A 14,028-nucleotide genomic window follows, 5' to 3' on the forward strand; every position below is an offset into this window, starting at 1 on the left:
TGTGCTAGCCCGCAACGCGGAATCGCTGTACTGGATCGGCCGGTATGTCGAACGCGCCGACGACACCTCCCGGATCCTCAACGTCTCCGTGCACCAGCTGCTCGAAGACGCGAGCGTCGACCCCGACCACGCGAGCCGCCAGCTGCTCGCCGTCCTCGGCATCTCACCGGAGGGCATGGACTCGCTCGACGTGTGGAAGCTGACCGAACTGGTCGCCTACGCCAAGGACAATCCGGCGTCGATCGTCGGCTCGATCAACTCCGCCCGAGAGAACACGCGCGGTGCCCGAGAGGTCGTCTCGACCGAGCTGTGGGAATGCCTGAACGCGACGTGGAACGCGGTGCCGGACAGACAGCGGTACGCGCGCCGCGCCGGGCCGCACGCTTTCCTTTCCTTCGTGGAGGAACGCGCGGCGATGTTCGCCGGGCTCGCGGATTCGACGATGAGCCGCGACGACGGCTGGCTGTTCATGGTGCTCGGCCGGTCGATCGAACGCGCGGACATGGTGGTGCGGCTGCTGCTTTCGCGGGTCCAGGACAGCGCGTCCTCGCCGGGCTGGATCACCGTGCTCCGCTCGGCGGGCGCGCAGGACACCTACCTGCGGACCTATCGCGGCGCGCTCGACGCCGCCAGGGTCGTGCAGTTCCTGATGCGGGACACGTTGTTCCCGCGGTCGGTGTTCCACGCGCTGCGCCAGGCCGAAGAGTGCCTGGAGCGGCTGGATCCCGGCGTCAACTCCCGCGCCAACGAGAAGTCCGAGGCGCTGCGCCAGCTCGGCCGCGCGCGCAGTGAGCTGGAGTTCCTGCGCCAGTCCGATCTGCTGGACGACCTGCCGAAACGGCTCGGCGCGCTGCAGACTTCGATCAAGGACATCGGCGACGCGGTTTCGGTGCAGTACTTCCATTCGTCACCGTGGGTGGCCTGGAGCGGTGCGGAGGTTTCGCTGTGACCTGGCAGCTTCGGGTGGCCCACCGGACGGGATACCGGTACGCGACGCCGGCCACGCAGTCGTACAACGAGGCGCGGCTGACCCCGCGATCCGACCGGCGGCAGACCACCGTCGTGAACCGTGTCGAGACGACGCCCGCGACCCGTGCTTACCGGTACACGGATTACTGGGGCACCGTCGTGACCTCGTTCGACCTTCACGCGCCGCACACCGAGTTCACCGTGCTCGCGACGTCGGTGGTCGAGACCGCCGACGAAGGCGAGCCGATCCGTTCGGCGTCGTGGAAGGACCTGCGCAGCGACACCGTGGTCGACCACCGCACCGAGTACCTGACCCCGACGGCGTACACGCCACGCGATCCGGACCTGACGAAGGTCGCGCGCGAACTGCGGAAGGGGCTCGACCCGGCGGAGTCCGTGCTCGCGATCTGCGAATGGGTCAACAAGCAGCTCAAGTACCAGCCGGGGACGACCGGCGTGCACAGCACGGCGACCGACGCCTGGCGTGCACGGGAAGGGGTTTGCCAGGACTTCGCGCACGTGACGCTGGTGATGCTGCGCGCGATCGGCGTCCCCGCGCGATACGTCTCGGGGTACCTCCACACGAAACCGGAGGCGAAGCTCGGCGAGACCGTCGAGGGCGAAAGCCACGCCTGGGTGGACGTCTGGACCGGCGGCTGGTGGGCCTACGACCCGACGAACGCGATCCCGGTGGGGACCCGGCACGTCTGGGTCGCGTACGGGCGGGACTACGCCGACGTCGCACCGCTCAAGGGCATCTTCACCGGCGGCGGTCAGTCCACTTTGGACGTCTCGGTGCAGCTGACCCGGCTGACGTGAGCCGTCAAGCCCGGCGGCGCAGCAACAGCCAGAGCAGGTAGACGCCGCCGAGGGCCGCCGCGACCACGCCCGCGGGCAGCAACGACGACTCCAGCAGACGTTGGCCGAGGTAGTCCGCCGCGACGACCAGGGTCGCGCCGACGAGGGCCGACGCCGCCAGGTTGGGCCCCGGCAGGCGCGTCATCCGGCGGGCCAGTTGCGGTGCGGCGAGAGCGATGAACGGGAGCGGACCGGTCGCGGCGGTGGCGGCCGCGACCAGCGCGACGGCGACCACCACCAGGGTCAGCCGCACCCGGGGGACGTCGACGCCGATCCCGGTGGCGGTGTCGTCCCCCATCTCCAGCATGCGCAGCGCGCGGCCGTTCGCGAACACGACCGGGACGAACACGGCCACCACGATCGCCAGCGGCACGAAGTAGCTCCAGTCACGGCCGGAGAGGTCACCGACGAGCCAGCCGACGGCCTGCGCGGCGGCTTCGAGGTTCGCCTTCACCAGCAGGTACGAGTTCACACCGACCAGCACCGCGCTGACCGCGATCCCGAGCAGCACCAGCCGCGAACTCAGCAGGCCGTGCGGCGCGCACAGCGCCATCACGAGCAACGCGGTCAGCAGCCCGCCCGCGAGCGCGCCGAGCGAGACGACGCCGGGACCGGCACCGAAGAACAGCAGCGTCACGATGCCGCCGGTCGCCGAGCCGGTGGTGAACCCGATGATGTCCGGGCTGCCGAGCGGATTCCGGGTGATCGTCTGGAAGATCGTTCCCGCCAGCGCCAGCGCGGCGCCGACGAGGATCGCGACCAGCACCCGCGGAAGCCGTCCCATGACGACGAGGTACTGCGCCTTCGTGCCCGAACCGGCGAGGGTCGCGAGCACTTCGCCGGGGCTCATCTCGTAGTCGCCGGTGCCGACCGAAAGCACGACGAGGGTCGAGGTAACCAGGGCCAGTGCGGCGACGACGACCGTCGATCGTCTGTCCAAACCGGACTCGCGGCGGACGGACGCGGTCATCGGCGCACCGCCTTGAGCCGCCGGGCCACGATCACGAAGGCGATCCCGCCGACGACGTCGGTCATCACCCCGACCTGGATCTCACCCGGCGAGCCGAGCAAGCGGCCGAGGACGTCGCAGCCGAGCAGCAAGACCGGTCCGAGCAGGGCCGAAAGCAGCATCACCCAGCGCTCGTCCTGTCCGATCAGCGACCGGACGACATGCGGGATCATCAGGCCGACGAAGGCGATCGGCCCGCAGGCCGCGGTCGCCGCCGCCGACAGCAACCCGACGGCGACCATTCCGGCGACCCGGACCAGCACCGGATTCGCGCCGAGCCCGCGCGCGGTGTCTTCGCCCAGCGCCAGCGCGTTCAGCGCGCGGGCCAGCACGACCGCGATCACCACGCCCGCGACGAAGAACGGCAACAGCACGGACAGCTGATCGAGGTTGCGGTTGACCAGCGAGCCGACCAGCCAGAACCGCATGGCCTGCAGGTTGTGCGTGTTGATCATCTGCATGCCCTGGTTGATCCCGACGAACACCGCCTGGATCGCGACACCGGCCAGCACCAGCCGCAGCGGGCTCGTCGCGCCGCGCGTCCCGCCGATGATCGAGACCAGCGCGGTTCCCACGAGTGCTCCGGCGAAGGCGAACCAGACGTATTCGCCGGGCGAAGTCACCGAGAAGGCCGCTGAGCCGAGCACGATCGCGACGGCGGCGCCGTGGTTGATGCCGAGCAGACCGGGCTCCGCGACCGGGTTGCGGGTGATCGCCTGCATCAGCGAACCCGCGAGACCGAGCGCCATCCCGACCAGCAGGCCGAGCACCGTGCGCGGCAGGCGATCGTCGCGGACGACGACGTCGTTGTAGCTGCCGTCGTAGGCGAACAGAGCGTGGAGGACTTCTCCGAGAGAGAGCCGGTTCGAACCGAAGCCGATCGAGAGCAGGACGACCGCGGCGAGGGCGATCAGCGACCCCACCAGGACCAGCGTTCGCACGGAGACGCTGGTCCGGGGTGATCTGACGCGCTCCGTGACCTGGACCATGGCGTTCACAGTAAGCGAAGGCTAGCCTAACCACGAAATCCGGCTCCATGGCGAAAGAAGATCTCGAATGCACCTCTCCCGACGCGGCTTTCTCGCCGGCACCGCGGCGCTCGGCGCCACCGGCCTCCTGACCGCCTGCGGCTATCAGGAAGAGGCGCCAGCGCAGGGAGCGGGCACGACGTGGTCCTTCACCGACGACCGCGGCCGCAAACTCGAAGGCGAGCGGCCGACCCGGATCGTCGCGCAGGTGACCGCCGCGGCGGCGTTGTGGGACCTCGGCGTGAAGTCGGTCGGGATCTTCGGGCCGTCGAAGTTCGCCGACGGCAAACCGGACCCGCAGGCGGGCGGCGTCGACCTGAACACCGTCACGTCGCTCGGGAACGTGTGGAACGAGTTCAACTTCGACAAGTTCGTCTCGCTGAACCCGCAGCTGATGATCAGCGTGATGTACCTCAAAGACCAGATGTGGTACGTCCCGGACACACAGACGGAGAAGATCGACAAGGCCGCGCCGAGTGTCGGCGTCCGGCTGCAGGACATCTCGATGCCCGAGGGGATCGCGAAGTTCATCTCGCTGGCGAAGGCACTCGGTGCCGACACCGAGACCCCGGCGATCCAGGCCGCGAAGGCCGAGTACGAGAAGGCCGACGCCGCGCTCGGCGAGGCGGCCAAGAAGGCCGCCGGGCTGAAGATCCTGCTGGTGTCCGCGCAGAAGGACGCCGTCTACGTCTCGAACGCGCCGAAGTTCGCGACGTCGAAGCACTACCAGAGCAAGGGGCTGAACTTCGTCACGCCGGAAGCGCCGGACGAGAGCCAGGGCGGCTACTACCAGCAGATCAGCTGGGAGAACATCGGCAAGTACCCCGCCGACGTGATCATGTACGACAACCGCGGCGGTTCGCTCTCGCTCGGCCCTGACGGGCTCGGCGGCGTGCCGACCTGGGCCCAGCTGCCCGCGGTGAAGGCCGGGAAGCTGATCCCGTGGAACAACGAGACGCCGTTCTCGTACCAGCGGTTCACGCCGCAGCTGACGGAACTCACGGCTGCGCTGAACAAGTTCGCGTGAGGCTGAAGGGGACTTTCCCCGCATGCGATGGGGGGAAAGCGCCCTTCACCGCGTGAGACGAGGGGAAAGTCCCCTTCAGCCCAGGAACTCCCGCAGCGCCGCCGCGAGCTCGGCGGGGTTGTCCTCGGCCAGGTGGTGGCCGGACTCGATCGCGAAGCCGCGGACGTCCTCGGCCCATTCGCGCCACACCGCGATCGGGTCGCCGTAGAGGTCGGCCATGTCGTCGCGGCTGGACCACAGCATGAGCAGGGGACAGGCCAGTTTCCGCCCAGCCGCCTTGTCCGCGTCGTCGGCTTCGCGGTCGGGCCCGAGGCCCGCGCGGTAGTCCTCGAGCATCGCGTGGACGGTCTCGGGATCGTGGATCGCGCGCAGGAAATCGGCGTGGTTCTCGGCGCCCATCGCTTCGGGATCACCGCCGTACCAGGCGTCCGGATCCGCGTTGATCACACGCTCAGCCGGTTTCGCGAGCTGGCCGAAGAAAAACCAGTGCCACCATTTCCGGGCGAAGTTCGCGTCGGCGCGAGCGAGCGCCTCGCCGATCGGGACGCCGTCGAGGATGACCAGCCTGGTGACGGCCTCGGGATGATCCATCGCGAGCCGGTGCGCGACATAACTGCCGCGATCGTGCCCGGCGACGGCGAACCGTTCGTGGCCGAGGTGCCGCATGAGCGCGACGATGTGCCGGGCCATGGCGCGCTTCGACTGGGCGGAGTGGTCCTCGGTGGTCTCGGGTTTCGAGGACTGGCCGTAGCCGGGGAGATCCGGGCAGACGACGGTGAACGCGTCCGTGAGCCGGGGCGCGACGTCGTACCAGGTGGTGTGGGTGCGGGGATGTCCGTGCAGGAGAACGAGGGGCGGACCTGAGCCGCCGTGGCGGACCCTGAGGGTCACCTCGCCGACGTCGACGTTTTCGAGCTTGAATCCCTCGAACATGATCCTCCAGAGAGTGCAATGAAAGTCCCCTTCATTGCAAATTTTGCAATGAAGGGGACTTTCATTGCAGTGTCTAGCTCCGTGCGTGCGCGTCCAGGATGTGCGCGACCGCCTCGGTGACCCGCTGCGCGAAGTCGATGTTCAGCCACTCGTCCGGCACGTGGATGTTCGAGTCCGGCCCGCAGGCACCGGTGACCACGAACTGCGCCTCCGGGTACTTCTCGCCGAGCAGCCCCATGAACGGGATCGACCCGCCCATGCCGTAGCTCTTGTGCGGCGCCCCGAAGACCTCGCCGCTCACGTGGTGCAGGACGTCGTCGAGCCACGGCGCGGTGGCCGGCGCGTTCCAGCCGTTCTCGGCCTGGAAATCGCTCAGCTCGACCGAAGCGTCGTAAGGCACGTCGGTGGTGAGCACGCGGCGGACGGCCTCCATCGCGGTCTTGGCGTCGGCGGTCGGCGGCAGCCGGAAGCTCAGCGTGAGGGTGGTGCTGTCGCGCAGCACGTTGCCCGCGTCGGCCGGGAGCGGGAAGCCCTCCGCGCCGATCACCGACAGCGTCGGCCGCCACGAGTTGTTGAGCAGCAGTTCGAGGTCGTCGTCGGACACCGGGCGGCCGACCACCGGGAAGAGCGTCTTCGCCGCGCCGGGCGCGATCTCGACGACGCCGCGTGCCTCGTCGACACGGTTCTCCGGGATGTCGACGCTCAGTTCGGCGAGCTTGATCTCGCCGGTCTCGACGTTCTCGATCCGGTCGATCAGCGCGCGCAGCACGCGGAACGAGCTCGCCACGATGCCGCTGGCCATACCGGAGTGCTGCGCCGATTCGAGCACCTTCACGGTGACGTTGACGTGCAGCATGCCGCGCAGGCTGGTGGTCAGCCACAGTCGCTTGTAGTCGGTGCCGCCCGCGTCGAGGCAGACGACCAGCGAGACCGCGCCGAGCTTCTCCTTCAGGTGCTCGACGTAGGCGGGCAGGTCCGGGCTGCCGGACTCTTCACCGGTCTCGAGCAGCACGACCGCGCGGGAGTGCTCGCCACCGGCGGCGCGCACGGCTTCGATCGCCGTCGTCGCCGCGTAGCCGGAGTAGCCGTCGTCGACGGCGCCACGGCCGTAAAGCCGCCCGTCGCGGATCACCGGCGTCCACGGGTCGAGCCCCTCGGACCAGCCTCCGACCGGGGGCTGCTTGTCGAGGTGCCCGTACATCAGCACGGTGCCCTTGTCGGCCTCGTCGGACGTCGCCGGGATGTCGACGACCAGCAGCGGGCTGCGGCCTTCGAGTTCCACGACCTCGAGCGTCGCGCCGGGGATCTCCCGGGCGGCGATCCAGGAACGGACGTGCTCGACGGCGGCGGCCAGATGACCGCTCTTCGCCCACTCCGCGTCGAACGCCGGCGACAACGCGGGGATCGCCACGAGGCCGGACAGGCTGGGAAGGACGTCGTGCGTCCAGTTGGAAACCACGGTTTCGCGTACGGATTTCTGCTCCACGTCCGCCATCCTGCCACGGGCTCCGGCACGTGTGATGGGTCACAACGGCGGGCACGGATCGTCATCGATCAAGCCGGACACGGCACCCGTCCGGGCTCACCGTCCGCTGGTCGGCCCGCGAGTGAAACCCCTACTTTCGGCGGCCCCACACTCGGGCGTCCTAGCATTTGCCCTGTTCAGGCACCCTTTCTCAGCAACAAATCAGCATCCGCCACTGACCAAAACGGCGTCCGGCATGCCAGGATGTGCGCACGAACCGTCAACGCCGATGGTGACCCAGCGCTTCAGATCCGACGCGCTGGTCCCCGCCGGCGCAGTCACTGTGGCCGCCACAAGTGGCCGCCAGAGGCGCCGACATCAAGGAGAGCAGCGCATGCCGTCCGAACACTGGACGCACCCGGAACCTGGAGATGGCCCCGCCGCGGTAGCGGCGCAACCGTCCCCCGAACAGGTGATCGCCGGTTTGCGAGCAACGAGCGAAGGTGGCGCTGAGCTGACTCAGCTGCTCACCCCCGAAGGCGAACGGGTCTCCTCGCCGCAATTCGACCGGTATGTCGACGACATCGACGCCGAAGCCCTCAAGGGCCTGTACCGCGACATGGTTTTGGTCCGCCGCGCGGACCGCGAAGCCAACGCGATGCAGCGTCAGGGCCAGCTCGGCATCTGGGTCCCGCTGCTCGGGCAGGAGGCCGCGCAGATCGGCTCCGGCCGCGCGCTGCAGAAGCGGGACATGGCGTTCCCCAGCTACCGCGAACACGGTGTCGCGTACGCCCGCGGCGTCGACCTCAAAGAGGTGCTCGGCATCTTCCGCTGCACCGACCACAGCGGCTGGGACTACAAGGAGCACGGCTTCCACCCGTACACCATCGTGATCGGCAACCAGGTGCTCAACGCCGCCGGGTACGCGATGGGCCAGAAGTTCGAAGGCAAGGTCGGCGACGACGACAGCGAAGCGACCATCTGTTACTTCGGTGACGGCGCGACTTCGCAGGGCGACGTGCACGAAGGCTTCGTCTGGGCCGCCGTCTACGACGCGCCGCTCGTGTTCTTCTGCCAGAACAACCAGTGGGCGATCTCGGAGCCCACCGAACGCCAGTCGCGCCTGCCGCTCTACCAGCGTGCCCGCGGCTACGGCTTCCCCGGCATCCGTGTCGACGGCAACGACGTCCTCGCCTGCCTCGCGGTCTCCCGCTGGGCGCTGGAGGAGTGCCGTCACGGCAACGGCCCGGTGCTGATCGAGGCGTTCACCTATCGGATGGACGCGCACACCACCACCGACGACCCCACCCGCTACCGGCTCTCCGACGAGCTGGAGGAGTGGAAGCTGAAGGACCCGATCGAGCGCGTCCGGGCGTACCTCGCCCGCGGTGGCGGCGCCGACCAGGCGTTCTTCGACCAGGTACAGGCCGATTCGGACGCCTTCGCGGCCGAGCTGCGCGAGTACTGCTTCAACATGCCCGAACCGCCACCCGAGCGGATCTTCTCCAACGTGTACGCGGAGTCCACGCCGATGCTGGACGCGCAGCGCGAAGAGTTCCTGTCCTACCTGGACGGTTTCGTCGGGGCGGGTGAGCACTGAAATGGCAGACCTCCAGAAACTCACCATCGGCAAGGCGATCAACCTCGGCCTCCGGCGTGCCATGGAATCCGACCCCAAGGTCCTGATCATGGGTGAGGACGTCGGCAAGCTCGGCGGCGTCTTCCGCATCACCGACGGCCTGCAGAAGGACTTCGGCGAGCAGCGCGTCCTGGACACGCCACTGGCCGAATCCGGCATTATCGGCACCGCGGTCGGCCTGGCCGTCCGCGGATTCCGCCCGGTGTGCGAGATCCAGTTCGAGGGCTTCATCTTCCCCGGCTTCGACCAGATCGTGAGCCAGGTGGCGAAGCTGCACTACCGGACGCAGGGCAAGATCAAGATGCCCATCGTGATCCGGGTGCCGTTCGGCGGTGGCATCGGCGCGGTCGAGCACCACTCGGAGTCGCCGGAATCGCTGTTCGCGCACGTCCCCGGCCTCAAGGTCGTGTCGGTTTCGAACGCCGTCGACGCCTACTGGGGCATCCAGCAGGCCATCAAGGCCGACGACCCGATCCTGTTCTTCGAGCCGAAGAAGCTGTACCACTCCGGCGCGCTGAAGGCCGAAATCGACGTCGACGGCACGCCGGACCAGCTGTTCGAGTCCCGTGTCGTCCGCGAAGGCACGACGGCCACCGTCGTCGCGTACGGCCCGTCGGTGAAGGTCGCGCTCGACGCGGCGGCCGCCGCCGAGGACGAGGGCAAGTCGCTGGAGGTCATCGACCTGCGGACGCTGTCCCCGCTCGACCTGGAGCCGGTGTTCGAGTCGGTGCGCAAGACCGGACGGCTGATCGCGCTGAGCGAGGCGCCGTCGGAGTCGTCGCTGACCTCGGAGATCGCCGCGCGCGTGCAGCAGGAATGCTTCTACTCGCTGGAAGCCCCCGTGCTTCGGGTGACCGGATTCGACACGCCGTACCCGCCTGCCAAGCTCGAGGAGCACTACCTCCCCGACCTGGACCGGGTGCTGCACACCGTCGACCGTTCACTCGCCTGGTAAGGGGGAATTTCCTGAAATGCCCGAGTACAAACAGTTTCCCCTCGCCGACACGGCGGAAGGGCTGACCGAAGCCGACATCATCGCCTGGCAGGTCAAGCCGGGTGACACCGTGACGGTGAACCAGATCGTGGTCGAGGTCGAGACCGCGAAGGCCGCCGTCGAACTGCCCATCCCGTGGGCGGGCGTCGTCACCGAGCTGCTCGTCGAACCGGGGCAGACGGTGGAGGTCGGCGCGCCGATCCTCACCATCGACGTCGACCCCGGCGGCAAGGCCGCCCCTTCCGCCCCGGCACCCGCTGCCGCGAAGGAAGAGGAGCCTGCCGAGGAGGAGATGAAGCCGCTGGTCGGCTACGGCTCCAAGGCGGTCGTCACGTCGCGCCGGGCGCGGAAGGGCGCGGCACCCGCCGCTCCTGCTCCCGTCGCCGCCCCTGTCGCCCCTGTCGCCGCGGTGGCCGTCGCTCCTGCCGCGCCTGCCAAGCCGAAGGGCGGATACGTACCGCTGGCGAAGCCGCCGGTGCGCAAACTCGCCAAGGACCTCGGCGTCGATCTGCACGCGCTCACCGGTACCGCCGACGGCGGCGTCATCACCCGTGACGACGTGCACGCCGCCGCCAACGGTTCGGCTCCGGCCACCTCCGTCCAGTCCGCTGTGGACAGTGGCTACGACCCGGCGACCCGTGAACGCCGGGTGCCGATCAAGGGTGTCCGGAAGGCCACCGCGGCCGCGATGGTGCAGAGCGCCTACACCGCCCCGCACGTCACGGAGTTCCTCACCATCGACGTCACGCCGATGATGGAATTCCGGGAGAAGCTCAAGAAGTCGCGTGAGTTCGCGGGGGTCAAGGTCACCCCGCTGACCTTCGCGGCGAAGGCCGTCTGCATGGCGGCCAAGCGCACTCCGGACGTCAACGCGGTGTGGGACGAGGCGGCGCAGGAGATCGTCTTCAAGGACTACGTGCACCTCGGGATCGCCGCCGCCACCCCGCGCGGGCTCGTCGTGCCCAAGGTCCGTGACGCGGATTCGATGTCCCTCAAGGAACTCGCGATCGCGCTCACCGAGCTGACCGACGTCGCCCGCCAGGGCAAGACCACTCCGGCGGCCATGCTCGGCGGCACGATCACCATCACCAACGTCGGCGTCTTCGGCGTCGACACCGGTACGCCGATCATCAACCCCGGCGAGTCCGCGATCCTGTGCCTCGGCGCGATCAAGGACACCCCGTGGGTGGTCGACGGCGAGATCAAGGTGCGCAAGGTGCTCCAGCTTTCGCTGAGCTTCGACCACCGTGTGGTCGACGGGCAGCAGGGTTCGGAGTTCCTGGCCGACGTCGGCGCGCTGCTGGCCGACCCCGCGGTCGCGATCACCTACTGAGTCGAGTGAGCTGAAGGACGCTTTCCCCGCATGCGATGCAGGGAAAGCGTCCTTCGCTGCGTCACATGCGGGCATGGCGTCCTTCACGCTTAATCGCTTGACGGAGTGAGCACTCACTCCGCACACTGGACGCATGACAAGCCCCGACACCACCCGGCGGAGAGCGCCGGGAATGAGCCCGGAGGAGCGGCGCCGGATGATCGTCCAGTCCGTGCTTCCACTGATGGTGGAGCACGGCGCCGGGGTCACCACCAGCCAGATCGCCCGCGCGGCCGGGATCGGCGAAGGCACCGTCTTCCGCGTCTTCAAGGACAAGGACGAGCTCTTCGCCACCTGCTTCGCCGAAGCACTGAAGCCCGACCAGGTACTCGACGCCATCGCGGTCATCGACCTCGAACAGCCCCTCGACGACAGGCTCGTCGAGGCGGCCGACGCGCTCAGCGCGCACCTCCAGCGGATGGGTGCGCTGATGGCCGCGATGCACGGTTCCGGCAAGCGGCCCGCTCACCGCGAGCATGGCGGCAGGGACCGGCGACGGGAATCGATGAGCGCGATGTGTGACGCCATGGCCGAACTGTTCGAACCGGAACAGAAACGGCTCCGGCTGCCGGCGACCCAGCTGGCGGCGCTCTTCCTGTCGCTGTTGTTCAACGGCCGGATGCGGTTCAGCGAGACCGGCGACGAACCCACCACGATGGAACTCGTCGACGTGTTCCTCCACGGCGCCTTGGGGGCCGAGTGATCGGCCCGCCCGGTGGGGGTGGCGGCATCGAGATGCTGCTGGCGCGGGGCGGCAGGCGACGCCGTCCGCCGTCGACGGTGCCCGACAGCGGGCTGACCGGTCCGGTCGAGATCCCGGAGCCCGAACCCGAAGCCGTCCCGAAAGACCTGAAGTCGCGGCTCAACCGCATGTGGGTCAACGTCTCGGGCACGGTCCGCGGCCTGCCCAAGGTCGCGAAGCTGACCTGGCAGGCGAGCCCGTTCCTGACCATCACGATCACCCTCGTGACGCTGCTTTCCGGTCTGCTGCCCACGGCGACCGCGTACATCGCGAAACTGCTGATCGACTCCGTGGTCGCGGCGATCCAGGGCCACGGCACCAAGAGCGCGATCGTCGGCGTCGCGCTGTTCCAGTTCGGCGTCCTCGTGCTGACCGCGCTCTCGCAGGCGCTGACCACCTATGGCCAATCCCTGCTGCAGGAACGGATGACGCTGACCATCCGCCACCAGGTGATGGACCACGCGAGCAAGCTGCATCTTTCGTACTTCGAGGGTTCCGCGTCCTACGACATGCTGCGCCAGGCCGCGCAGGAAGCGCCGACCCGGCCGCTGTCGATGATGAACTCGGCGCTGGGCCTGATCCGGACGGCGATCACCTTCGGCAGCATGATCGCGCTGCTGGTCTCGGTCAGTCCGCTGCTGGCGCTCGTCGCCCTCGTGGCACCGATCCCCGCCTTCATCTCGCAGTCGAAATACGGCGCCCGCGCCTTCTGGCTGACACTGATGATGTCACCGCTGAAACGACGGATGGACTATCTGTCCTCTTTGGTCACCACGGACACGTATGCCAAGGAGACCAAGCTCTTCGGCCTCGGCCCGTACTTCGTCGACCGGTTCCAGCGGCTGGGCCAGGTCTTCTACGACCGCCAGCGGACGCTGACCCGCAAGCGCAGCGTCAGCGCGACGTCGTGGGGCCTGCTGAGTACCGCCGCCGGATCCGCGATCGCGCTGTACATCGCGCTGGAGGCCGTCGGCGGCAGGCTCACCCTCGGCGATCTCGCGCTGTACACGGCCGCCGCGGCGTCGGTGCAGACGTCGGTCCAAGGTCTGTTCACCGCGTTTTCCGGAATGTACGAGAACAATCTCTACCTCGACACGCTGTACCGCTTCCTCGGCACGAAACCGGAGATCGTCGCGCCGCCGGAGCCACGCCCGCTTCCGTCCACTGTGGAGGGACACATCCAGTTCGAAGAAGTGTCCTTCACCTATCCCGGGGTGGTCGAACCCGCGCTCGACAACGTGAGCTTCGAGATCCGGCCGGGCGAGACGGTCGCCGTCGTCGGCCGCAACGGCGCCGGGAAGTCGACGCTGTTCAAACTGCTGTGCCGCCTGTACGACCCGACCGACGGGCGAATCCTGCTCGACGGCGTCGACATCCGCGAGTACGACCCGGTGGAACTGCGGCAGCGGATCAGCGCGATGTTCCAGGACTACGTGACCTACCAGGGCACGGCGTCCGAGAACATCGGGCTCGGTGACCTGACGCATCTCGTCGACCGAGAGCGGATCGAGGAGTCGGCGAAGCGAGCCGGTGCCGACGAGCGGATCGAGCGCCTGCCCAGCGGGTACGACAGCCCGCTCGGCCGCTGGTTCGATCAGGGCGTCAGCCTTTCCGGCGGCGAATGGCAGAAGATCGCGCTGGCGAGGGCGTTCCTGCGGGAGGCGCCGATCCTGATCCTCGACGAACCGACCTCGGCGCTGGACGCCCAGGCCGAGCACGACCTCTTCTCGCGGCTGCGCGAGCTTTCGGAGGGACGCACGACGCTGTACATCTCGCACCGGTTCTCCACCGTCCGGCAGGCGGAACGGATTCTGTTGCTGGAGCACGGGAAGGTCGCGGAATACGGCACGCATGACGAGCTGATGGCGGCGAAGGCCGGCTATGCGGACCTCTTCACCCTGCAGGCCGCCGCGTATTTCGACGAGGCCGTCAGCTGACCGGGACCCCGATACGGCGACCTCGGTCACCGTATCGGGGGTTGGGAGCAAAACG

12 protein-coding genes are annotated in these 14,028 nt (G+C 68.4%); 8 read left to right on the forward strand and 4 right to left on the reverse strand.

The features are described from left to right. Position 1: 1 nt before the first annotated feature. Together BKN51_RS33645 and BKN51_RS33650 are read left to right on the forward strand one after the other, a co-directional pair. Complete coding sequence (locus tag BKN51_RS33645; protein WP_101611442.1) at positions 2-949, forward strand: alpha-E domain-containing protein; 948 nt, start codon at positions 2-4, stop codon at positions 947-949. Further along, complete coding sequence (locus BKN51_RS33650; protein ID WP_101611443.1) at positions 946-1,788, forward strand: transglutaminase family protein; 843 nt, start codon at positions 946-948, stop codon at positions 1,786-1,788. The genes BKN51_RS33645 and BKN51_RS33650 overlap by 4 nt, the downstream gene beginning before the upstream one ends. Before the next feature lie 4 nt (positions 1,789-1,792). On the opposite strand, the gene BKN51_RS33655 is transcribed toward BKN51_RS33650, so the two are convergent. Then, entirely contained in the window at positions 1,793-2,797 is a 1,005-nt protein-coding gene (locus BKN51_RS33655; RefSeq protein ID WP_101611444.1) for a FecCD family ABC transporter permease, read from the reverse strand. Beyond that, a complete protein-coding gene (locus BKN51_RS33660) occupies positions 2,794-3,825 on the reverse strand; it encodes a FecCD family ABC transporter permease (RefSeq protein ID WP_233223046.1) in 1,032 nt (343 codons plus the stop codon). The genes BKN51_RS33655 and BKN51_RS33660 overlap by 4 nt, the downstream gene beginning before the upstream one ends. Before the next feature lie 67 nt (positions 3,826-3,892). Between BKN51_RS33660 and BKN51_RS33665 the strand changes: the two genes are divergently transcribed. Beyond that, the gene (locus tag BKN51_RS33665) at positions 3,893-4,891 is read left to right on the forward strand and encodes an ABC transporter substrate-binding protein (RefSeq protein ID WP_101611445.1); all 999 of its coding nucleotides are present in this window, start codon (positions 3,893-3,895) and stop codon (positions 4,889-4,891) included. 75 nt (positions 4,892-4,966) lie between these two features. Here the strand turns inward: BKN51_RS33665 and BKN51_RS33670 are convergent, their stop codons facing one another. Together BKN51_RS33670 and BKN51_RS33675 are read right to left on the reverse strand one after the other, a co-directional pair. Next, on the reverse strand, positions 4,967-5,824 hold the full coding sequence (locus tag BKN51_RS33670; RefSeq protein WP_101611446.1) for an alpha/beta fold hydrolase: 858 nt from the start codon (positions 5,822-5,824) through the stop codon (positions 4,967-4,969). 73 nt (positions 5,825-5,897) lie between these two features. Beyond that, positions 5,898-7,310, reverse strand: a complete 1,413-nt coding sequence (locus tag BKN51_RS33675; RefSeq protein WP_174720482.1) for a M20/M25/M40 family metallo-hydrolase — start codon at positions 7,308-7,310, stop codon at positions 5,898-5,900. 373 nt (positions 7,311-7,683) lie between these two features. Here BKN51_RS33675 and pdhA point away from each other — a divergent pair, with 373 nt between their 5' ends. The 5 genes from pdhA (at position 7,684) to BKN51_RS33700 (ending at position 13,973) form a co-directional block, all read left to right on the forward strand. Continuing rightward, positions 7,684-8,889: a pyruvate dehydrogenase (acetyl-transferring) E1 component subunit alpha gene (pdhA, locus tag BKN51_RS33680; RefSeq protein WP_101611448.1), complete on the forward strand. Its 1,206-nt coding sequence runs from the start codon at positions 7,684-7,686 to the stop codon at positions 8,887-8,889. A 1-nt stretch (position 8,890) separates the two neighbouring features. Then, complete coding sequence (locus tag BKN51_RS33685; protein WP_101611449.1) at positions 8,891-9,883, forward strand: alpha-ketoacid dehydrogenase subunit beta; 993 nt, start codon at positions 8,891-8,893, stop codon at positions 9,881-9,883. 16 nt (positions 9,884-9,899) lie between these two features. Further along, complete coding sequence (locus BKN51_RS33690) at positions 9,900-11,255, forward strand: dihydrolipoamide acetyltransferase family protein (protein WP_101611450.1); 1,356 nt, start codon at positions 9,900-9,902, stop codon at positions 11,253-11,255. Positions 11,256-11,427: 172 nt separating this feature from the next. Further along, positions 11,428-11,997, forward strand: coding sequence for a TetR/AcrR family transcriptional regulator (locus BKN51_RS33695; protein WP_101611451.1), 570 nt, complete (start codon positions 11,428-11,430; stop codon positions 11,995-11,997). A 26-nt stretch (positions 11,998-12,023) separates the two neighbouring features. After that, positions 12,024-13,973, forward strand: a complete 1,950-nt coding sequence (locus BKN51_RS33700; protein ID WP_101613614.1) for an ABC transporter ATP-binding protein — start codon at positions 12,024-12,026, stop codon at positions 13,971-13,973. Positions 13,974-14,028: the final 55 nt, after the last annotated feature.

This window comes from Amycolatopsis sp. BJA-103 (genome assembly GCF_002849735.1).
Lineage (GTDB): Bacteria > Actinomycetota > Actinomycetes > Mycobacteriales > Pseudonocardiaceae > Amycolatopsis.

Excerpts from the sequence above, each read along its gene's own strand:
- BKN51_RS33655 (WP_101611444.1), bottom strand. The coding sequence starts at position 2,797 with ATGACCGCGTCCGTCCGCCGCGAGTCCGGTTTGGACAGACGATCGACG.
- BKN51_RS33660 (WP_233223046.1), bottom strand. The coding sequence starts at position 3,825 with ATGGTCCAGGTCACGGAGCGCGTCAGATCACCCCGGACCAGCGTCTCC.
- BKN51_RS33665 (WP_101611445.1), top strand. The coding sequence starts at position 3,893 with ATGCACCTCTCCCGACGCGGCTTTCTCGCCGGCACCGCGGCGCTCGGC.
- BKN51_RS33670 (WP_101611446.1), bottom strand. The coding sequence starts at position 5,824 with ATGTTCGAGGGATTCAAGCTCGAAAACGTCGACGTCGGCGAGGTGACC.
- pdhA (WP_101611448.1), top strand. The coding sequence starts at position 7,684 with ATGCCGTCCGAACACTGGACGCACCCGGAACCTGGAGATGGCCCCGCC.
- BKN51_RS33685 (WP_101611449.1), top strand. The coding sequence starts at position 8,891 with ATGGCAGACCTCCAGAAACTCACCATCGGCAAGGCGATCAACCTCGGC.
- BKN51_RS33690 (WP_101611450.1), top strand. The coding sequence starts at position 9,900 with ATGCCCGAGTACAAACAGTTTCCCCTCGCCGACACGGCGGAAGGGCTG.
- BKN51_RS33695 (WP_101611451.1), top strand. The coding sequence starts at position 11,428 with ATGAGCCCGGAGGAGCGGCGCCGGATGATCGTCCAGTCCGTGCTTCCA.